The organism is Bacteroides sp. An19 (genome assembly GCF_002160215.1).
GTDB classification, from domain to species: Bacteria; Bacteroidota; Bacteroidia; order Bacteroidales; family Bacteroidaceae; genus Phocaeicola; species Phocaeicola intestinalis.
Genome location: NZ_NFKD01000072.1, coordinates 1 through 22096, shown reverse-complemented (window position 1 = coordinate 22096; position 22096 = coordinate 1). Strand labels below are relative to the sequence as shown.

At 49.0% G+C, this 22096-nt stretch carries 18 protein-coding genes; 7 read left to right on the top strand and 11 right to left on the bottom strand.

The genetic code is table 11. The features are described from left to right. Positions 1-122: 122 nt before the first annotated feature. Genes B5F25_RS18245 through rlmN form a run of 7 tightly spaced genes read right to left on the bottom strand, consistent with a single transcriptional unit; the run spans position 123 to position 6597 of the window. Positions 123-848 (bottom strand): HAD family hydrolase, encoded by a 726-nt coding sequence (locus B5F25_RS18245; protein WP_087251293.1) that lies wholly within the window; start codon positions 846-848, stop codon positions 123-125. Continuing rightward, positions 841-1845 carry a lysylphosphatidylglycerol synthase transmembrane domain-containing protein gene (locus tag B5F25_RS18240; protein WP_087207829.1) on the bottom strand — a complete coding sequence of 335 codons (1005 nt, stop codon included), beginning with the start codon at positions 1843-1845 and terminating at the stop codon, positions 841-843. The genes B5F25_RS18245 and B5F25_RS18240 overlap by 8 nt, the downstream gene beginning before the upstream one ends. Continuing rightward, positions 1842-2792 (bottom strand): CDP-alcohol phosphatidyltransferase family protein, encoded by a 951-nt coding sequence (locus B5F25_RS18235; protein ID WP_087251290.1) that lies wholly within the window; start codon positions 2790-2792, stop codon positions 1842-1844. Before B5F25_RS18235 ends, B5F25_RS18240 begins: the two co-directional genes overlap by 4 nt. A 3-nt stretch (positions 2793-2795) precedes the next feature. Further along, entirely contained in the window at positions 2796-3665 is an 870-nt protein-coding gene (locus tag B5F25_RS18230; protein WP_022039436.1) for a hypothetical protein, read from the bottom strand. Between the two features lie 47 nt (positions 3666-3712). Further along, positions 3713-4420 (bottom strand): NTP transferase domain-containing protein, encoded by a 708-nt coding sequence (locus B5F25_RS18225; RefSeq protein WP_087251295.1) that lies wholly within the window; start codon positions 4418-4420, stop codon positions 3713-3715. A 2-nt stretch (positions 4421-4422) separates the two neighbouring features. Then, positions 4423-5517 carry a 4-hydroxythreonine-4-phosphate dehydrogenase PdxA gene (locus tag B5F25_RS18220; RefSeq protein ID WP_022039434.1) on the bottom strand — a complete coding sequence of 365 codons (1095 nt, stop codon included), beginning with the start codon at positions 5515-5517 and terminating at the stop codon, positions 4423-4425. Positions 5518-5526: 9 nt separating this feature from the next. After that, a complete protein-coding gene (gene rlmN / locus B5F25_RS18215; RefSeq protein WP_087207832.1) occupies positions 5527-6597 on the bottom strand; it encodes a 23S rRNA (adenine(2503)-C(2))-methyltransferase RlmN in 1071 nt (356 codons plus the stop codon). Between the two features lie 1114 nt (positions 6598-7711). Between rlmN and B5F25_RS22555 the strand changes: the two genes are divergently transcribed. The 3 genes from B5F25_RS22555 (at position 7712) to B5F25_RS18205 (ending at position 11653) form a co-directional block, all read left to right on the top strand. Further along, positions 7712-10057 carry a DUF4922 domain-containing protein gene (locus tag B5F25_RS22555; RefSeq protein ID WP_241148442.1) on the top strand — a complete coding sequence of 782 codons (2346 nt, stop codon included), beginning with the start codon at positions 7712-7714 and terminating at the stop codon, positions 10055-10057. A 63-nt stretch (positions 10058-10120) separates the two neighbouring features. Continuing rightward, positions 10121-11431, top strand: a complete 1311-nt coding sequence (locus B5F25_RS22550) for a SpoIID/LytB domain-containing protein (RefSeq protein ID WP_022039431.1) — start codon at positions 10121-10123, stop codon at positions 11429-11431. Between the two features lie 27 nt (positions 11432-11458). Further along, the gene (locus tag B5F25_RS18205) at positions 11459-11653 is read left to right on the top strand and encodes an Arm DNA-binding domain-containing protein (RefSeq protein ID WP_087212566.1); all 195 of its coding nucleotides are present in this window, start codon (positions 11459-11461) and stop codon (positions 11651-11653) included. Positions 11654-11785: 132 nt separating this feature from the next. Here B5F25_RS18205 and B5F25_RS18200 read toward each other — a convergent pair whose 3' ends face one another. Beyond that, positions 11786-15292 carry a DEAD/DEAH box helicase gene (locus tag B5F25_RS18200; RefSeq protein WP_087251288.1) on the bottom strand — a complete coding sequence of 1169 codons (3507 nt, stop codon included), beginning with the start codon at positions 15290-15292 and terminating at the stop codon, positions 11786-11788. 108 nt (positions 15293-15400) lie between these two features. Continuing rightward, entirely contained in the window at positions 15401-16228 is an 828-nt protein-coding gene (locus B5F25_RS18195; protein WP_087251286.1) for a helix-turn-helix domain-containing protein, read from the bottom strand. Between the two features lie 327 nt (positions 16229-16555). On the opposite strand from B5F25_RS18195, the gene B5F25_RS18190 reads away from it, so the two are divergent. Next, positions 16556-17398 (top strand): aldo/keto reductase, encoded by an 843-nt coding sequence (locus B5F25_RS18190; protein ID WP_087251284.1) that lies wholly within the window; start codon positions 16556-16558, stop codon positions 17396-17398. 58 nt (positions 17399-17456) lie between these two features. Here the strand turns inward: B5F25_RS18190 and B5F25_RS18185 are convergent, their stop codons facing one another. Then, positions 17457-17618 (bottom strand): winged helix-turn-helix transcriptional regulator, encoded by a 162-nt coding sequence (locus tag B5F25_RS18185; RefSeq protein WP_239465582.1) that lies wholly within the window; start codon positions 17616-17618, stop codon positions 17457-17459. Between the two features lie 93 nt (positions 17619-17711). Here B5F25_RS18185 and B5F25_RS18180 point away from each other — a divergent pair, with 93 nt between their 5' ends. The 3 genes from B5F25_RS18180 (at position 17712) to B5F25_RS18170 (ending at position 21080) form a co-directional block, all read left to right on the top strand. Then, the gene (locus B5F25_RS18180; RefSeq protein WP_241148441.1) at positions 17712-18023 is read left to right on the top strand and encodes a tyrosine-type recombinase/integrase; all 312 of its coding nucleotides are present in this window, start codon (positions 17712-17714) and stop codon (positions 18021-18023) included. A 571-nt stretch (positions 18024-18594) separates the two neighbouring features. Then, the gene (locus B5F25_RS18175; protein WP_087251283.1) at positions 18595-20103 is read left to right on the top strand and encodes a transcription termination/antitermination NusG family protein; all 1509 of its coding nucleotides are present in this window, start codon (positions 18595-18597) and stop codon (positions 20101-20103) included. Between the two features lie 98 nt (positions 20104-20201). Then, on the top strand, positions 20202-21080 hold the full coding sequence (locus tag B5F25_RS18170) for a site-specific integrase (RefSeq protein ID WP_087251281.1): 879 nt from the start codon (positions 20202-20204) through the stop codon (positions 21078-21080). Between the two features lie 141 nt (positions 21081-21221). Here B5F25_RS18170 and B5F25_RS18165 read toward each other — a convergent pair whose 3' ends face one another. Next, entirely contained in the window at positions 21222-21641 is a 420-nt protein-coding gene (locus B5F25_RS18165) for an N-acetylmuramoyl-L-alanine amidase (protein WP_087251279.1), read from the bottom strand. Positions 21642-22096: the final 455 nt, after the last annotated feature.

The window sequence follows — 22096 nt, the reverse complement described above, 5'->3', positions numbered from 1 at the left end:
TGCGTTGAGAACATAGAGTTACTGAAAATCAAGCACTTGACCAATTCTTTTATGCTAACTCTTGTTAATTTAACTCGCTGACTTTTAAGTGTTTAATTAATTATTTACCGAAGTATTGTTTATTATAATAAATAAGTTAATAATTCGGGTAAATCAGTTATAATCAGGTCGGGTAATGATTCGTTTGCATCTTCGTCCCAACTTTCTCCTTTCAACCACGCCACCCGGCATCCTATATGCTTGGCTGGGACAACATCTTTCGGATACGAATCACCTACTGCCAAAACCTTATCTGCCGGAAATCCCATAGCGTCTATTCCTAACTGGTAAATGGCTGGATCGGGCTTGCGTACCCCTACCACCGATGACTCTATAATGGCCGAAAAGCTTTCGGACAGACCGAAATCTTTCAAAACCGCCTGAATGTTTCCGTAGAAATTGGAAACCAAAACCAGCTTATACCGTTTTGACAGAGTTTGTAAAACCGGACGGGTCCGCTGTAATACGTCCCATACATACCTATAGCAACTGTCGGCTATACGTGTTGCATAGTCGTATTTATCGGCTTTCGTACGCGACAAGACCCCTTTATCAATCAAATAATCCACTTGAATACGGGTTTTGACCGAAAGCACTTCATGAAAGCCGTATTCCGGTTTTATCAATTGTTTGTGTGCCAGTGTCCGTTCACCATATACATATGCCTCACGGAATTCCGGTTTGCTGACTGGTACGTCAAAAGTCTTATACTTTTCCCATAAAACTTCTGCCCAATGACGGCCATTGGTATCAATAGTCCCTCCGTAATCGAAGATGATACCCTGTATATCAATTAATTTTTCACTCATTTTTCTTTTCATTTTTACAGTTGCCAACCTTCATCAGCAACACTCCTATCATAATCCAAAACAACTCCCGCACCCGAGCTATCAGTCCGGTATAGATACCGAATGCAGCTGGAATGGCAAGTCCTCCGGTTGCCAGGACAAATCCTCCTTCGCGAGCTCCCAGCTGCATGGGCGAGAAGAAAAATAAATTGGCAAAGAGCGAAGTGAATGCCATAATCAAAATACAAGCCAAGAAACTGACATCTGCAGTCAGGATGTTTAGAATGAAATAGACTTCCAGGCAGCCCACAATCCGTGCCGAGAACTCCAGTCCCAACGAAATATAGAACGTACTTTTCCGCTGTTTGTGCAATTCTGCTATTTGTGCATCTATCCGTTCCAGCGTATCTTTCTTTTCCACGCAGAACCGCTTTGCCCACTTCTTTACAAAAGGCACGTGCGATAACCAGTTCAGTGCACGTACCGCCATCCCGTTCCGGTAACCTTTCATAAAGAAATAAATCGCCAGAGAACAGAACGCTACAACCACAGCCAGCAGAATACCTACCCCCCAGTTCATCGGTTCAAAAAGCACATAAAGCACAGCCGATACAAGCCAAAACCAGAAATGCGAAAAGATATGCATCATGGCATATAATATTACGGAAGAAGTAGCTTTGCTTCCCCCCACATACGAGCTAAGTTCCATGATACGGTAAGGCTCCCCTCCCATCAGCCCTACCGGTGTTGCGTAATTCAAGGCAAAACCGGAGATAGTCAGTTTATAGACTTGTCTGAAAGGAACTTTTCCACTCTTCCCGTCGCAGATAATCACATACCATGCCCATGCATTCAGGTAATAGATAAACACCCACAGGAAAATGACAGCAGGAAGCCATATCCCTGCCCTACGCAGATTTTTCCACAACTCATTGTAGTCCATATCAAATGTGCAGAGCATCACCACAATGGCAAAGATACCGAAAAACCAAAATATGTTACGGGCTTTTTCTTTCATTGTCGAGCGTATTTATGATACAGATAGGCACTCAAAGCCTCGTGGCGATGGCGCATATAGATAAAAAGGATAGTCATAACTGTCATTTCAAATATAAAATATACCCACGGTTCACCCATAAGCAACGATACATAAAGCACAATGGCACGTGTGTTGAACGTGAGGATATTGGCATATTTCATCAGTGGCAGACTTAAAGAGCGGAATTCGTTGCGCAATGTACCGGGAATATCGTCACCATATTTCTGCTGTATAAAGGCATAAAAACGTTGGAAATTCGGGGTCATGCGTTCTTGTTTCCGGGTATAATTGCCATAAAAATACAGAAAAGCTTTCCACCAGAAATTTCCTTTCCAGGGAAGGCTATAAAACAAATCCCGCTGTTGTTTGAAGTTATCCAGTTCGCTTCCTGCTTTCCCTTTCAGGAAAAACAAATGGATATTACGGTAATAATCTGCCAATGCACATTGCCGGCTATGACAGAGTGTCCCCGACAAGGCGGCTATTATCCAAATGCCTGCTCCCCATACCATTCCTTCACTACTGCCTATGCCTAACGGCAAAGGTTGGCAGGTAAGACGCAAACAAATAGTGAAATAAATGGCTATAAACCAAAGGTCGCCTGCAAATCCGTCCAACATGCGTCCCCAACGCGTCTTTTTACCAGTCATACGTGCCAATTGCCCGTCGCAGCTATCATAATGGTTTGCCCACATGAGCAAGATTATGCCGGCAAGCGTATGTTTCAAGTCCGGATAATAAAACATGATTCCTGCCCCTATGCCCAACAGAATCGACAAAATAGTCACTACATTAGGGTGTACATCGAAATGCCTGAAAAACAACGCCCAGGCATAACCTATCGGGCGGTTAAAATATATATCCAGAAACTCTTCCGTATCCATTGACTTGAAAGAGGCTTTCAATCCTTTCTTTTCTGTACTCATCTCTTAATGGCTGTTCTGTTTGGCAATGATACAATTGTAAATATAACCGGCTATTTCTGTTGACGCCTCCTCACAACAAGGTGCAAAGCTTGGCCAGTCATTGAAATCAATAATACGGATTTCGCCCGTCGGACCTACTACACAATCGCCTCCATAAACAGGTACCTGGAGCACCTCTGCCGCCCGGTTGGCATAATTTTTCAGTTTGTCCAGACAAAACGGGAAACCGCGTGCCTTCCCATTAATGGCTTCCAGTCCATATTTGCTATGCGATTGTTCGGTAGGATAAAACGAATAGAAAAAATCGGTATTCTTCACCCCGTAAAACTTCACCAAGTCTCCTACCAGATGTTCGTTGACTACTGCCCTCGGTATCCCACGGTTCCGGAAATCAGCAAGAACAATATTTGCCTCCTCCCTACATTCTACATAGACCACGTCTTCTTTCACCATAGCATGTGAATCACCCCGTTTAATCCAACAGGGGAACAAATCAAGCGTAAATCCCTGATCAGTAGGAATGATATAACTTTTGGGATGTGGAATGCCGTAATGCATTAAAATCTCGGTCATCGGCTGGCGAATGCAATTCTCGATTCCCTGTCCTGAATTAATAACCAGACTACCTGTCTTTTCCAGTTCTTTCAAATATGGAATGGTGGCATGGTCGCGTGCCATATTGAAAATGAATTCTGCCTGAATACGCCGTTGTACGAACTCTGTTTCTGAAAACAGTTTCACCTCACAGCCTTTTTTCCCCAGCTTTTCAGCTGTCTTCATCAAAATAGCCGCATCATTATTGATATGATTGGGTGAAAACTGGTTTCCACGACTCACTCCAATAAGCTGGATTCTTCTCTCCTCGTGTTGCATGACTTATGCGCTTCTCTCTTTATTTTTGGGAGTATATACAGCTCCCATCAATGTACTTCATTCAAAAATGCTTCTGCCTTTGGGATATCTGCAGCATGGTCTACGTCCAGAATTTTCGAAAACGGATATGCTTCCAAGCGTAATCCGTCGCTCACCAACTGCCGCTGAAAATTACGCATACGCGACATACCTGAACAAATGCAATGCTCCAAAGTGCCGATGGCTTGGGGAGTCAGGCAGTAAATGCCTCCTGAAATGTATTTCATACCAGGCATGGGCATGTCATAAAAACCGGTAATGTTCAAATCGGTATCGGTACCGATATATAGCGGCTTCTCATCATCAACATAATCCGTAACCGCCATCAGCCCATCTTTACCCGAAACTTTGAAAGCTTCGATGAAGCGGGAAAACTCATCTTCCCGGAAAACAGTATCTACGGTGGTCAGGCAAAAACGGTCTTCTTTCAGATAAGGACTCAACTCGTGGAAACTGTGCATCGAGCTGGGAGTGGTCTTGACGACCACCCTCAACGGAATGTCTGAATGCTTTTCCAGTTCTGTCAAATGCGCCTTTGTCAAAGGCGATTCATTGTTAATGACGACCACTACCTCTTCGGCACCGTTCTGCATAAATATATGTATCAGGCGATCTATCATCGCTCTCCCATTCAGCTGTACCAAAGGTTTGGGCAACCGGACACCTTCTTGTGACAATCGGGTCCCCTCTCCAGCCGCTATAATTGCAAACTTCATATTCATTCGTCCTCTACCGTGTCCAGTTTCAGCTTATCGCTATCGTCACGTTTCTCGTAATATTGCTTGCGCAACGGGCGGGCATTGATTTCTTCTTCAATCTGCCGGCGGCGGAACACATCAAGTGCCACATAAATGGCTTGCCTGAAAGAATCCTCGGAAGCCACACCTTTCCCCGCCAGGTCGTATGCAGCATCGTGTACCGGAGCCGTGCGGACAATGGAAAGGCCGGCGGTATAGCAAACTCCTTCATTCATGGCAAGTGTCATAAAAGGAAGCACGCCCTGGTCGTAATACATTGCCAACACCCCATCGAAGTGCCGGTAATACCCCAAACCCATAAACGTATCAGCGGCATAGGGTCCGTAGCATAAGATACCCCGTTTGGTCATGGCTTCCACGGCGGGAACAATTGCCTGTTCTTCTTCCAGACCGACAAGCACATTGCTTTGTGCCTGCGGGTTCAGCGCAAACACGGCGATACGCGGATTATCAATACCGAAATCTTGCTTCAGCGAACGGTGGAACACTTCTATTTTTTCCATCACCTCTTCTTTTGTCAGCCTGGGAGATACCTCTTTCAATGGGATACGCCCTGTCACCAGTGCCATCCGGAAATCATCCTTCAGCAAGATTTTCAGTGCTTTTCTACCCTTGCCAAAGCGTTCTTCCAAATAAGCAGTATGGCCGGAGAAAGGATATTCTTCCGTCTGTACGGCATTCTGGTTTGCAGGAGCCGTCACCAGCACATCAAATAATCCTTCACTATATTCAGCCGAAGCCCTTTCCAGTGCATCGAGTGCGGCACGGCTTCCGTCGGGTGTAGGTTTCGATAGTTCCACTTTCAATTCCTCATCAGTACAACTGACAATGTTCAGACGCCCGTCTTGCGCTTCCGATGCCGAACTTATGATACTGAAATTGGCAGGCAAGTCCATCGCTTTACGGTGATAAGCCGCCACCTTGGGCGAACCGTAAACGACCGGTGTGCACAAATCCAGCATTGCCGGATTGGAGAAGGTTTTCAGAATCACCTCATAACCTACCCCATTGATATCTCCGTGGGTGATACCCACCTTTATTTTACGTCCTTCCATATCATTTCCTTATTTATTGATTTTTGTCTTGTCTTTATGTACATGTTGTCTTTCCGCCTGTTTCTCTGCTGTAGAAAGCATACCGCAAGCAGCAAAAATATCTTCTCCCCGCGAAGCACGAATGGTGGCAAACACCCCATGACGGGTCAAATAATCGCGGAATGCCAGCATCGTATCCGCATCGGTTCCCTGCAAATCCACCCCCGGAATCGCATGGAAACGAATCAGGTTGACCCGGCAGTCCAGTCCCCGCACCAACTTCACCAGTTCTTTAGCATATGCCAAATTATCGTTCACACCGCCGAAAACGATGTATTCGAACGACAGGCGCCGTTGTTTGCTGAAGTCATACCCCCGGAGCATGTCGACAATTTCACGAATGGAAAAAGCCTTTTCGGCAGGCATCAGTTCACCACGTTGTGCCGGGAAAGGCGAGTGCATGCTTACCGCCAGGTGGCAATCGCTCTCTTTCAAGAAGCGTTCCATTCCACGTCTCAGGCCTACCGTAGAAACCGTGATTCGTTTCGGACTCCAGGCATAACCATAGTCTGCGGTCAGCACCTCCAGCGACCGCAACACAGCATCCAGATTATCCATAGGCTCACCCATCCCCATAAACACCACATTGGTCAGTGTGTCCCGCTCAGGGATAGAATAAATCTGATTCAAGATTTGCGCAGTGGTCAGATTGCCCGAAAAGCCTTGTTTACCCGTCATGCAGAACTTGCAGTTCATTTTGCATCCCACCTGTGAAGACACACATAACGTAGCGCGTTCGCCATCAGGAATATAAACAGACTCGATATAGTTGTTATCGGGCGTACGGAACAGATATTTCACCGTGCCGTCCACCGAACGCATCTCATGCACCGGAGCAGAAGCTCCCACCTCGTACATCTCCTTCAGCCGTTCACGGTTCTTGAGCGACAGGTCGGTCATTTCATCTATCGAAGCCACCTTCCTCCCGTACATCCAGCGTGCCACCTGCTTCCCCGTAAACTTGGGCATTCCCAAGCTTGTCACGATTTCGGTCAGCTCGCCCAGTGTTTTTCCCAAAAGGGATATCTTCTTTTCACTCATTCAACACTTGTTTTGTTTGCAAAAATAGGCAAAATCTCTGAATTACGCGAAATAAAAAAGCAGAATACAGAAATTCACACTACAAATTAAGACTTCCGGAAGAAAATAAGCGCGGTATGAAATTGTACATTTTCTCACCAGATATTTTAATGTGCCAATGAACAATAGGGCAATGCGCTAATTTATTTTCACAAAATGGATGCAAGAGGGGTATAGGTTGAAACGACACCCTTGCGCACGGCATGTTTTCAACTCATATCGTCTTCCCGATGACCTTAATTCAAGTAAGGTCATCCTGCGGGATAGGGTGGTTTGAAACTACCTTATCTCAGAGACGACCTGCTTTCAAGGTAGGTCGTTGTTGTCTTGCGCAGAGACCCCCTCTGTCAAACATACACCGTCTCGGCACGTATGCCGGTATGGAGAGGGGAATAGTGAGGGAGGATTCACTCCACAAAGATACGAAAAATTTTTCAATTGGCAATGGATATTAGGCAATGGACAATGGAAATTTGACAATCGGCAATTATTTTTTTGGCAAGTTATACTTAAACCGCTGAAATGCAACTATTTGCACAGGCGCGCGAAGCTATATATACCGGGCTTTGCATATAGATGCATGATGTATTCCTTATAGTTGCACCAGCAAAACTTACAGTTACAATCCTTACAATTACCGTTTATGAAAGTGAGCAAAAAGAAGAAAAAAAATTACATTAATATATATATATAAATATATATTATATATTTATATATATAAATTTTATACAGACTTTTCTCTCTGCCCCGAAAACGTAAAACCGATAAATGTAATTGTAAGGATTGTAAGTGTAAGTTTTCCTGAATTGATTACAATTACAATCCTTACAATCACACTCGTTCATTAAGATTATTAAGACGAATGTCATTTTGGGAAATAAGCAAAACACAAAAACACTTTATATATCGCTGATTTTCAAGGTCAATTTCAAAAAAACATCTTCTGTTAACAGATTTTCACATCCGCCCATCCCAAATCCATTGCCACATGGAAAAGATTTCTTACCTTTGCAGAGGAGAGAGGGAGGAACATAATTATACCATGCGGACATTCATCTAAGACAAACCACTGATTATGACAAACAAAGACATAACTTGCTTCGTCGCCTGTTGCGGAGGGGCAACACCTGATGATATCATTGAAGGGCTTCCAGACGCAAAGATACAGACAATCTCCCTGCAAGACAATACCGATACCTGCCGGCTTATAGCTGCCCAAAGCCATACCCCCTATACTCTAATATGCCGCACCAGGCATCACATCCGGCTAGGGTACAGAGCTTTGGAGCGTATGGCAGATTACTTGTCTGCTCCAGAGTGCGGGATGGTATATGCCGACCGTTACGAAGAGACCAAAGAAGGAATATACCCACATCCGGTCATCGATTACCAGCCGGGAAGTGTACGGGATGACTTCGACTTCGGCTCGCTTGTGATGTACCGCACCGAAGCCTTCAGACAAGCTACAGCCGAAATCAGTGTAGAGCCTGCGTATACCCATTCGGCAAGCTACGCCCTCCGGCTGGCATTGTCGCGCAGGTACTCCCTGACTCATATCAGCGAATATCTTTATACAGAAACCGAAACAGATACACGTCATTCGGGCGAAAAACAATTCGATTACGTCGACCCGCGTAACCGGGACGTACAATTGGAACGGGAAGCCGTCTTTACCCGATACCTGAAAAAGACAGGAGCATACCTGCCTCCGCCGAAGCGGAATATCGATTTGCAGAAAGGCTCGTTTCCCTGTGAAGCATCGGTCATCATCCCCGTGCGCAACCGCGTGCGGACCATCGACGATGCCATCCGTTCCGCATTGGCACAAGAAACGACATTCGATTACAACCTGATAATCGTAGACAATCATTCTACCGACGGAACAACCGAAGTCATCCGCCAGTATGCCGGAGAAAAGAAAGTAGTCCACATCATCCCCGAACGCACCGACTTGGGTATCGGTGGATGCTGGGACTTGGCCATACGCGATGCACGATGCGGACGGTTTGCCGTCCAACTGGACAGCGACGACCTGTATAGTACGCCCGGCACCTTACAGGCTATTATCGACAAATTCCATGCAAGACAATGCGCTATGGTCATCGGTTCCTACCGCATGACCGACTTTAAACTGCAGGGCTTACCGCCCGGCGTAATAGACCACCGCGAGTGGACCGATGCCAACGGGCACAACAACGCTCTCCGTATCAACGGGTTGGGAGCACCGCGTGCCTTCTACACCCCCTTGCTGCGCCAGATAGGCATACCCAACGTAAGCTATGGAGAAGACTATGCACTGGGACTGGCATTCTCGCGCCAATACCCTATCGGGCGTATCTACGACGTGCTTTACCTGTGCCGCCGCTGGGATGGAAACTCGGATGCCAACCTGAGCATCGAGAAAGTAAACCGCAACAATGCTTATAAAGACAGCCTGCGCACACTGGAGCTTTCCTGCCGCCGTGCCCTTATGACTCCAGAAAAAGAAACACCCGGCGAACATTTCCTGAAGCACCAGCTGGCCCACTGGGCACTGGCCCGCACAAATCATGAAGCACTCTGCCACATCCAGACCCGCCGCCTGTGCATCGGGGAAAATACGGTATTTGTCCAGTTCAATCCCGCCCGCGCGGTCTCGACCTGTGCCCGGCTGGATAAGACAAGCATTGCGGCACGCCCGTGCTTTCTTTGCGACACACACAAGCCCGTCGAGCAAGACTGCATCCCCATCATACTGGATGAGACTTTCCAGCTTCGCATCAATCCTTATCCCATCCTGCCTGCCCACCTCACAGTTTCCAGCGAACGGCACCAGCCCCAAACCCTTGCGGGAAAAACCGGACGCCAGCTGCCAGGCAAACTGACCGACTGGCTGGAGAGACACTTCGCATCGGGGTATGCTTTGTTCTACAACGGAGCCAAATGCGGCGCATCAGCTCCCGACCATTTCCATTTTCAGGCAGCACGTATGCAAGACATACCGCTCATCATGCAGTGGGACCGGCTGATGGAAACCGCCACCCTTACAAGACAAGCCACTTTACCCGGCGGGGGAACATGTCAGGAATACCGCATCAACGGATACCTCTGCCCCATCGAGGCATTCGTGTCCGACTCTGCCCCTGTATCAGATGCAGATTTGATAGATGCTTATCTGCACACGTTGCCATCGCACCCGGACGAAGACGAACCACGTTACAACCTGTTTGCATGGAATGACCCGAAAAGAGGGTTCACCGTAGCGTATCTCCCACGTGATAAGCACCGTCCGTCCTGCTATACGGCATATGGGGGTGAGCAACGCCTTGTAAGCCCCGGCGCCCTTGACATGGCGGGACTGATAGTAACCCCCCGGAAAGAAGACTTCGAAAGTCTGACCGCGGAAGAGATAAAAAAGATATACGATGAAGTAAGTTTATGACTCAGTAACCAAAAGACAAGAACGAAGTAACAAAAGTGACGAGTCAACTAAAAAAGCACAACAATGAAAGAACCCGAAATAAGCGTGGGCATCCTCAATGCCCCCCAAATACATTTCAACCTCAACAGACGTTACCTTGCCAAAGGTGAAAGCGTAGACGGAGAACAAACCGTATGCTTCGACGAAGGAGGCATCTTGTGGAACGGTAACGTGTACCGCGAGCTGACCTTTACCCCACTGGAAGACGATGCGTCATTCTCCCTGTACGACGTAACCATCGGCATCAATTTTCATTGGGAACGACAGGAAACCCAGCGTTTTACCGGCATGCTGAAACTGGTGGTGGATGAAGGAGGCATAACCGCCATCAATATCCTCCCAGCCGAAGAGTATCTCATCAGCGTCATCTCTTCGGAAATGAACACCACCTCTTCGACCGAATTTCTTAAAGCACATGCCGTCATCTCCCGAAGCTGGCTATTGGCACAAATAGAAAAGCGGAAAGCACTGAGCAAAAAAGACAACGGATTCTTTCCATTCATCAAAACCGAAACCGAATACATCCGCTGGTACGACCGCGAAGACCATACCATCTTCGACGTATGTGCCGACGACCATTGCCAGCGCTATCAGGGCATCACCAAAGCATCCAGCCGGAGGGTGGAAGAAGCGGTGAAAGCCACACGCGGACAAGTATTAATGTATAAAAACGCCATCTGCGATGCCCGCTTCTCGAAATGTTGCGGAGGAGCGACCGAAGAATTCGGCACCTGCTGGGAAAACAGGCAATACCCCTACCTGCATGCCGTGCGTGATGCAGCCGGAGAAACGTCCTTACCCGACCTGACCTGTGAAGAAGAAGCTGAAAAATGGATACGCTCTGAACCGGATAGTTTTTGCCATACACACGACAAGAACATCATCCGGCAGATACTGAACAATTACGACCAGGAAACCACCGACTTCTACCGCTGGAAAGTGCGTTACACCCAAGCCGAACTGGCTGAACTGATTCACTCGAAAACCAAGTACGATTACGGGAAAATCCTCGACCTCATCCCCATAGAACGCGGCAAGTCGGGACGTATCTGCAAACTGAAAATCGTAGGTTCGGAAAAGACGCTGATTATTGGTAAAGAACTGGAAATACGTCGCACGCTCTCGCCTACCCACCTGTTCAGTTCTGCTTTCGTAGTAGACAAAGGAGAAACCACCGACGGGGTACCCGCCTGGTTCCAACTGACCGGTGCAGGATGGGGACACGGTGTAGGCTTGTGCCAGATAGGGGCAGCCGTGATGGGCGAACAGGGTTTCAGCTACAACGATATCCTGCTACATTATTACAGGAATGCGGAGGTAAGAAAACTGTATTAAATAAGACAAACAATCCTATTTCCGAATTTGGTTCTATTTTGGCTTTATTTTCACTTTATATGTTACTTTGAATTGGAAAGCGGGAACAAGTCCATCTATCTTGATATTTACCACGAGAGAAAGATACACTATGAATTTTTGAAACTCTATCTCGTGCGGGAGAACTCTGTGGAAACCAAGGCACCAGATGAACCTATGCCCCCGCACAGCCATCCGCATTAAGAACATGCTGGAGCAGCTTCCGCTATTGAAATAAAGATTGGTATCTGTTGTTGTGATACACAAAAGAGCCGCGGTATGTAAGTGTACATCCTTACATGCTGCGGCTCTTGCCAACTCCGTTTATTATCACACTTACCCGAAGATGTCCCGCAATTCCTTGTTGCTCAGCTTGCCTATCCAGCTTTCGCCGCTTGCCACGGTCATATCCGCCAAGTGTTTCTTCTGCTGGATCATGTCGTTGATGCGTTCTTCAAAGGTGTCTTTGGTAATGAAACGGTGCACCATGACGTTCCGTTGCTGCCCGATGCGGTAGGCGCGGTCGGTAGCTTGGGCTTCCACGGCCGGATTCCACCACAGGTCGTAGTGGATGACGTGCGAGGCAGCGGTGAGGTTCAGCCCCGTCCCGGCAGCCTTGAGCGAGAGGATGAAAATCTTGTCGCTCCGAAGGTTCTGGAAACGCTCCACCATTTCCTGACGTTGCTTTACACTGCATCCGCCGTGGTAGAACAAGGGGCGTTGTCCCAACCGTTCTTCGATGAAGCGCACCAGCAAGTCGCCCATCTCGCGGAACTGGGTGAACACAAGCACTTTTTCGCCATTCGCTACAATGCCTTCCAAGCGGTCCAACAGCATCTCCGCCTTGCCGGACAACTCAATGCGGGCATCGCCGTTCTTGAGGAACTGCGCCGGGTGGTTGCAGATTTGCTTCAAGGCAAGAATCATTTGCAGGATAAGTCCCTGACGCTGGAAGAGGGATTCGTGGTCGGTGGTATCAATCCCTTCGATTTCCGCCATGGCTGCTTCGAGCGTGCGGTGGTAGAGGGCGGCCTGCTCCGAAGTGAGTGCGGCATAATCGTCCAGTTCTATCTTGTCCGGCAGGTCGGAGATGATGCTCTTGTCGGTCTTCATCCGGCGCATCATGAAGGGAGCGGTCACCTTGCGGAAGCGGGCGGCACAATCTCCATCATTGTAGAGTTGGATGGGGTTGACAAACTTCTCCCTAAAGGCTTTCGGCGTATCCAAGTAGCCTTTGTTGGCATACTCCATGATGCTCCAGAACTCGGTGAGGCGGTTCTCTACGGGTGTGCCGCTGAGAGCGACATGTGTCGTGGCGGGAATGCCGCGCACGGCCTTGCTCTGTGCGGTGTCCTGGTTCTTGATGTTTTGCGCTTCGTCAATGAACATCAGCGTCCACGGCAATTTCTTCAGCTTGGCATTGTCCGAGCGCAACACGCCGTAGGTGGTGAGCAGGATGTCGGCATCAAACTGCTTCAGGCTTCGTCCTGTCCCGTGATAGACAAAGAAGGTAAGCGACGGGGCGAAACGGCTGATTTCCGCCTGCCAGTTGGTGAGCAAGCCGGTGGGTACCACTACCAATATACGCCCCTGCTCCAATGCGCCTTCCTCTTTCAATTTCAGCATCAGGGTGATGGCCTGCAAGGTCTTTCCCAATCCCATGTCATCCGCCAGGATAGAGCCGAAGCCGATGCGGCTGTTGCGGTACATCCACGAGAAACCGCGTTCCTGGTAAGGGCGCAACGTAGCGTTCAATCCGGCAGGGAGCGGGATATGCTCCTGCCGCGTCAGTTCGTCCATCAATTGGCGGACCTCATCAGTCAGATGCACCGGTGCCGATTCGTATTCTCCCGTCAGGGCAGCTTGCAGGATTTGGGCGGGAGTCAGCTTTTCGCCCTGCGCCATGGCGGCTTGCAGCTTTTGCAGGGTTTCCGCATCGGCATAGATGTAGCGTTGCTTGAACTTGATAAGCCCGTCGGCCTTCTCCATCAGTTTCTTAAATTCTTCCAAGGGGACAAGTTCCTTGCCCAATGCGACTTCCCAATCGAAGGCAAAAAGGTCTGCCAGGCTGAGAAAGCCTTTGTCCGAACCGGCTTTCCGTTTGATGGAAAGTGATGCCTTGGGACGGATGAGTTGTCCCAATGATTTAGGCATGAATACCTTGATGTCGAGCATCCGTACGGCAGGGATGACTTGCAGCAGGAAAGGCACAAACGATGCAGCAGTATAATGGACAGGCTTTTTCGCACCGGCGTTGATATAGCTCCCCACTTCTTTCACCAGCCCGGAGATGAGCGTAAAGCTCCTCAGGATACGCAGTCGCTCACGGTCGTATTCCGGCGAATCCAGCACTTCGCATAGGGGCACGGTCTGCGGCTCCGGTTTTCGCTTGTCCTCCACGCCGATATGCAGGTCGAAGCCTCCCCGGCGACTCTCTTTCACGCTGAACACCGGGCGGTAGTCCGATGCCGTCAGGGTATAGGAAGCCATCCACGAGCGGATGCCGCCGGGTGTTTCTTTTTCGCCCACTCCGTCGAAGGGCATGTGTTCTCCCTTGAAGAAGAACGGGAGGAGCGGCATACGGTCGCAACTGCCCGACAAGTATTTGACCAACGTCCCAAGGAAATACGATACCAGCCACTCCGCCGGATGCTCCACGGGTTTTGCTGCGGAACGTGCCGTAGGTTTCACCTTGACGAGCGAAGCCGGAACGAGTCCTTCGAGTGCCTCCACCAGTTCTTTGGCTTGTGCATCGATGTAGGCGGGCATCCAGCGCACCAGGTATTTCTTGTCCGACAATCGGAGCAACTGTGGAGCCACCGCCCCCTTGTCCAACAGGTGCAGCGCACAGAAAAGGGATTGGTACAGGGCAATGACCGTCGGATGATAGTCGGGCAGGAAATCGGGATTGATGTGCAGCAAGGCATGAGACAACGTGCGCTCGTTGTAGGCAACCTTTCCTTCTATCGTCCAATCATACCGGTAATCAAAGCAAAGGCTTATCGCATCGTCCACACCGATGCTTTCCGGCAGTTTGGAAAATGCGATAGGAAACATTTCTTCCCTCCCCAGCTTCCCGGTGAAGAAACGCTGCACGTTCTTTCTCACACGGCGCAATTCCGCCACATATCCTTCCTTGAAATTGCCTTGGGGGGCAAAAGGCGGCTTGTCCGGCAGAAGCATCAGCAGGGCATCAGACCGGTCGGCCAGCTTGGAGAAGTCGATGCGGCGGAATACCGGGACTTCCGTTCCTGCATCTTTAGCAGGCAGGGTCGTCACGAGGTCTTTCAAGGCGGGCACTTCCACCTCCTGCCGCACGTTGTCCACTTCAATGCCCCGTTTCTTCAATTCTTTCAGAAGGTCGAACCCGTGCATTTGGAACACAATGAAAGGATTGTTGTCAATCTCCCGGCTGAACATATAGACCACGGCTGCCAGATGTTTGCAAGGCACCGCCCAATCGGGACAACTGCAATCCATCTCCAAGTCATCCCATCGTTCGGGGAATATCTTCAAGCCGCAGGAGCGGGCGATGTCCATCACCTCCGGATCCAATTCCCGGTTGAGTAAGCCTGAAATAATTCCCGGTCGGGCAACCAGCCTGTCCATCAGCTTGTCCACCTGCCTGGCGGAAAACTTCGGGACGATGATTTTAACGCGGTAAGGCCGTGGACGGCTGCCTTGTACCTTGGCGCTGATGACATTATCTTGCAACTGTATTTCTCGGACGGAACCATTACGGGCATACCGTGCACCCCGGGGGATGCGGTTCTCATAATCAATGTGGGTCAGCGAACGCAACCATTCGTTGCCCCACCATGTATTGCCAAACTGTTGTGCCATATATGAATCGTGGTATAATTTTTTTGTTGCAAAGATAACTTTTTCGTAGGACAAATTATAGAAAATACGAACTTAAGGCTTGATAAACCCGGCTATATCCCACCATGTTTACCGTGGCATCAATGATTCCCGGTAAGCCTTCGGCGACATGCCCAGATGTTTGGTCACGTACCGGCTGAAATAAGAGAGCGTCGTGAAGTTCATTTCTTCTGCAATCTGTACGATGGAAAGGTCGGGATTGTTGAGATATTCCTTTATCATCGGGACAGTGTAGCGGTCGATGTAATAAGTGACGCTCTTGCCCGTCTGCCGCTTTACGGTATTGGAGAGGTACTTGACGGTCACGTTCAGTTGTTCGGCGTAATAAGCGACTTCCCGGTATTTCTTGCTGCGTCCGCTTTCCAGCAACGCCATCAGTTCCTTCACGACATACATGCTCCTGTCCGTGGCAAATATCGGGGTACGGTTCTTGGCGTGGAAATAGAACAGGTCATAAATCAGCGGAAGGGCCAGCCCGCCTATCAGCTCGCGGTAAAACAGATGGCCGGTATCGGCGATGCGGTCGCGGATATGGTGTATGTCGCGCACCAACGTCTCTGCATCCTCTTCCGACAAGGGGATGACAGGGTTGTCGTACAGGCTGATACTGCCTCCTATACCATAATTATTCGCCGGAAGCTGGTTGGAGAGGAAATCATGCGGGGCTGCCAAGACTTCCACTTTCAAATCTTCGCTCTGACTGACTACATGCACTTGCTGGGGCGCATTGATGACCACAGCGTCATGCTTCTTCACATGAAACGGACGGCCGTCGTAAGTAAAAAAGCCTTCTCCATGCAGACACACCATGTGCACGCACCAACCCCGCAGCTTGACCGACCCTATCAGTTGGAACAGGGTGGAATATACGATTTTCAGTTCTTTATCCTTTGCCATGCCGCAAAATTAGGGCATTATCCGGAGAGCGCCAAACGATTTGTGCTTTTGGTGAAACATTAGATACCTTTTGTGAAACATAGAGCGTGTAAAAGCGGCGTAACTTTGCACCGTAATCAGAAACGAAAAGGACGATGGCATCTAAACTCACCCCGGACATGAGGGTATCTCAGTGCCGGACTTAGGTTTCTAAACATTTGCCGCCGTTATCTCCGACAACGGCAATCCGTCAGGAGAAGTGCTATCGGAGACAAAAACAAGAATAATTTGAAAAACGAATAACAGGAAAGCATCAAAATAACAATAACCCCATAAAAACAACGAATTATGCAAACAGTCAAATTATCAAACGGCGTAGAAATGCCGATTTTAGGTTATGGTGTATATCAGGTAACTCCTGAAGAGTGTGAACGCTGCGTATCGGATGCCTTGAGCATGGGTTATCGTATGGTGGACACGGCGCAGGCATACGCTAATGAGGAAGGCGTGGGCAATGCGGTGAAGAAAAGCGGTATTCCGCGCGAGGAACTGTTCCTTGTGACAAAGGTGTGGATATCCAACGCCGGGTATGAGAAGGCAAAGGCTTCTATCGACGAATCCCTCCGCAAGTTGCAGACCGACTACATCGACCTGCTGCTCATCCACCAACCCTTCAACGACTATTACGGTACTTACCGTGCCATGGAAGAAGCGTACAAAGCAGGCAAGCTCCGTGCCATCGGCGTATCGAACTTCTACCCCGACCGTTTCATTGACTTGGCAGAGTTCTGCGACATCAAGCCGATGGTGAACCAGGTGGAAACGCATGTGTTCAACCAGCAACGCCGGCCGCAGGAAATCATGAAGGAGTACGGCACGCAAATCATGTCGTGGGGGCCATTCGCCGAAGGGCGCAACGACTTCTTCACCAATCCCGTGCTGAAAGCCATCGGCGAGAAATACGGCAAGTCCGTGGCACAGACCGCCCTGCGCTTCCTCATCCAGCGAGACGTGGTAGTCATCCCGAAGTCCACGCACAAAGAGCGCATGGAGCAGAACCTCAATGTATTCGACTTCTCCCTCTCTGCCGAAGACATGGAGACCATCGGCAAGCTGGACAAGGGCGAAAGCCTGTTCTTCTCGCACTATGCCCCCGAGACGGTAAAGTGGCTGACGAGCTTCGGAAAGTAAAACATGGATACGTAAAAAGAAATAGGGACTTATAAGATACACGAATAAGTGTACAAGATTAAAATTTGTCACCTTCTTCTTTCAATATCCGTATCATCTTCGGGCGGAAGCCATTTTCCCATTGTTCCAGCATCCGGACAATGGGTATAAGGCTTCGCCCGTCTTCCGTAATGGAATATTCCACATGGGGTAGAAGTCCGGGATAGATAGTCTTCGCCAATCATGCCGTACTTTCCAGTTCTTTCAACTGTTGGTTGATGACGCGAGCCTAGATATTCCACTCGGATATAATGCAACAATTTCATGTCCTAACTTGCTTTGCGCATGCATCAAATCTTCTGCCTATTTTGTCAATCCTCCACTACGGCATGGAGGAAAACCCCATGGAGGAAAACTGCTGAAAGGACGGGGCGCGATGGCCGGATTGCGTACAGCCTTGACGACATATACGGGGAGGCATACCTGGGCCAGCGCGATGCGTGACATGGGCACCAGCCTGTCCGTTATCAGCAAGGGGCTGGGCCACGAAAACCTGAAGACCACACAAATCTATCTTTCCTCCATCGACACGGAGGACCTGGTGAAAGCCAACCGGAAAATGATAGGCAAAATCATGCGTGAATGAAAACCGAGAATGTTCGACAAATTTCGGAACTGTATAATATGAAACGGCGAATTTTTGCAACTAATTGATTATCAGTATATAATTTTGCACCAAGTCCAATTTTAGTCAAACAACGGCTGTATTTGTTCGACTAAAATTGTAATCTTTAAAAAAAATCCGGTGATAAATGGTTCTGTATTAAATCTTTTTATTACCTTTGCGGCATACTTACCGCTTCATATTATAAAGCAATGGTAAAGCGGTGGGTGTAGAATAGACTTAATAGATTGAGAACTAAACACTTGTGATATGGAAGCAAAAATGTTAAAGCGCATCGCGCTTTGTTCTTCTCGTCACATAACAACGGTGGATCATTGCTGCTGAGGTTCGTCCAGAATACCGCCGTTATACCTGAAATAAGGTGCTTGGGAACTATCATGCGATTGACATGAGAGGAACGTGAAGAACGCACTTTTCAATTGACAATTGATAATTAACGATTGACAATTTATGGTATTGACTTCTAACTCCTCAGTCCGCTACAGCGGGCGATAACTTCTTCTAACTCCTTTAACTCCTAATAATAAAACTTATGCCCGACAAACTTAACCATGTAGATTACCGTTGGTATGTGGTACGCACCAAGCGCCATCAGGAGGGTAAGCTGGTGGAGCTTTTGGAAAAGCAAAAGGCACAGACCAAGAACATCCTGGAGATCTATGCGCCGACCCACACTACGGTGAATGTGCATCAGGACAGCGACGACAGGCAGAAACCGCTGTTTGCGGGCATCGTGTTCGTACTCGCCACACAGAATGCGCTGATGAGTTTCATGAAAGAGCACTCCAAGGATGCGGACATACAGTACGAACGTAAAAAGGAAAAAGGAGAAAGGACACGGATGTGTGTCATTCCCGAATCCCAGATGCGTGCTTTCCGTGACTACAACGAGAACTATGCCGACAAGGTGATTGTGCTGGAACGTCCTTACTCGGACTATGCCTTCAACACGAAAACGGGCGAACCGAACGAGATAGTACGTGTCGTTGACGGTCCGCTCGCGGGCTGTGAGGGCTATATCTGCCGTTTCCGCCATGGAAAACGGCTGGTGTTTCAGGTACAGGGCTTTGAACCGGGCAGTTGGCTCACGGTTTCCTGCCCCAAGGCATGGGACTTGCACGTAGTCCGCCTGCACAACATGGAGGGAGACAGGCTCTCCGTCGGAACGGAGAAAGGACGTGCCGTGGACCTGCTTGCCGGAATCCTGCAAGCTTGCGGCTATGGAGAACGCACGCTCCAGATGCTTTACGGTATCATTGACCGTCTTGTCGTCAAGCCGTCACTGGTATCGCTCTGCAAGGAACTTCATGCACATGGCGACACCGCTTTGAGCCAACGTCTGGCACGGATGACCGGCACGGAGGCGGAACTCGTCATCAACCTCGTGCGTTACGAACATAACAATCCGGGGTATGTGAAAGCCAACTGGAGCAAGCTGACGTTGCGCCCGTTCCTTACCCCGACAGCGGGTGTGGAAATGGAAGAAGGCAAAACCGGGGTGGAATTCCACCATAAGGATTTTACGGAAATCATCCGCAAGGTTGACATAAAGGAAGAAGCCTACCTGCCCAGCCTGCAAAAGGACGAAACAATCACCACTACCTATTATGCCCACATCGGCATGATGGAGGATAAAGACAAGGAAGAATCTACTTACTTCGCCAACTGGGACGGTTTCCTTCAGGAATATTTCCTGACTGCAGGCAAAGCCAATGAGAAATTAGTTGCGGGAACAGTGGAGGCCGTTCCTGACGGCGCAGCAAATGCGGAAAGGGAAAAGCTCATCGAGTCCTTCCGCAACTATGCGCCTACATTATATAAGGTATTGACGGACGCGGATTCAGCCGTAAAAGCCGTACAGGACTTTAAGGTCGGCGAAGATACGCTGGGCGCCCTTGCCATCCGGTCTTCAGCACAGGAAAAGGATGCGGCAAAGGACAAGCTGATACAGACCTGCGTCCGCATCTGCAAGGAAATCAACACCACCAACCACCTTGCCATATGGCGCAGGTACCTGCGGACGGTGTGGCTGCACAATTAAGATTGTTAGGAGTTAAAGGAGTTAAAAGGAGTTATCACTCCGCTTTGCTCCGTTAGGAGTTAAAGGACGTAACAGACAGACAAAAATCATAGTAGAAAGTGGATAACAACAATCAGAAGAATGTACAGACAGCAACTTTAACCCTCTCCCCTCATGGGGAGAGTTGGAGAGGGGCTGAGGGGCTGGAAGGTTTCGGCTTCATCGCCTACGCCAACTCCCGCGTTGAGAAACTGCGGGACGAGGGGCGGTATGACGCGGCAATAAAACTGAAAAAGTATCTCAGGAAGTTCATCACCTATTTAGGCAAAAATGAAGTGCCTTTCAAGGACTTCGACGCCCTGCTGATGCGCAACTACCACACGTGGCTGAAGAACCAGGAGTTGGGACGCAATACCATTTCCCTCTATATCCGGAATTTGAAGCGGGTATATAAGCTTGCCGTAAACGACGGTCTTGCTGCCGACAGCAATCCCTTTGAGGGCATGGACGTGAGCTACCGTGTCAAGAAAGAGCGAAACGGACTGACGCTCGATGAAGTGAAACGTCTGCGTGACCTTGACCTGGGCGGTGAATCAGAGATGACCGTCTTCGCCCGCGACATCTTCCTGTTCACAGTCTATGCCCGTGGCATGAGGAGCGACGACATCTTCCGGTTGACGAGAAAGAATATCAAGAACGGACAGCTCACCTATCGCCAGCACGTCACCGGCAAGGAAATCTCCATTCCCTGGGAACCGGCACTGCAGGAGATTGCGGACCGCTACAGGCAGAAAGGCACGTCCCTACTCTTCCCCGTCATTACGGCAAAAGACCCGCGCGAACAATGGAGACAGTATGACAGCCTCCTGCACCGCATCAATTACAGCCTGAAGAAATTAGGCGAGATGATGGAGCTTGGTTATCCGCTGAACCTCACTGTCGCAAGGCATTCGTGGGAGAGCATGACCAAGAGCGTAAGCATAAGCGACATTTTGTGAAGTTGACAAGTTGACAAGGAAACGAGTTGACAAGGTTATTAAAATGATACAACGATGGCAGCTTTCACGGCTCAAGCCGTTTTGCAACGTTTACCGGTGAAAACCGTGTCGGCTGCCGCCATTTCCAGAGAGAATCAGCGTTTAGCGAGGTTGCAAGTCATGATACTCGTTCGCCACATCAAAGCACGGACAGACCTTTTGCGGGTCCAAGTCCCTATGCCCCACAATCAGGGCGTCGGGATATCTCCGGTGAAGCCGTTCCAGCAGGTTGCGCAAGGCAATGCATTGGGCATCCGTTCGGGTGTCAGCAGGCTTTCCGTCCTTAGACAGTCCGCCGATGTAACAGACTCCAATCGAATGCCGGTTATGGTTCTTGCAATGTGCCCCGACCATTTCATCGGGTCTGCCCGGTTCAATAGTCCCGTCCGTGGGAATGGCGTAATGGTAACCGCAGCCTATCCAGCCCAGCGAGCGGTGGTAGCTGTCGATGTCTGCCATCCGAAGGGCACTGCCCGCCCTATTGGCAGAACAGTGCACGATAATCAGTGTAATGGTTCTCATAAGTGTACATTTAGGTAACGAGTTAACCAGTTGACAAGTTGACGAGGTTTTAGATGAACTATTCAGAACCTTGTTCCCTTGTCAACTGATACCTTGTCAACTTCTACATACTGGCTATCGCTCCTCCGGCAGCACCGGTTATCAACAACTCAATGAACTTGACGATGTAAAGCAAAATGTTTTTCCAGTTTGTTTTCATACGTTTAGTGGTTAAATGAATAATAAGGATGAATAATCGCATGGCAATTTATTGTTGCAGGGCAGATTCGTTATCCGCCCTGCAAGGTTAAGAAGCTGTTTTGAATTTCTCCAAAAAGTTTTTCTTGGCTTGATGTGTTCGTTTTCGTGTGTGCTTTGGGCGATTTTTTGGTCCTTTCCGCTCCTGTTCTTCGTCAGATAGCCCGCTATCTTCCTCATCACAGAAGCGAAAATGCCTCAAAAACTCATCCCAAATC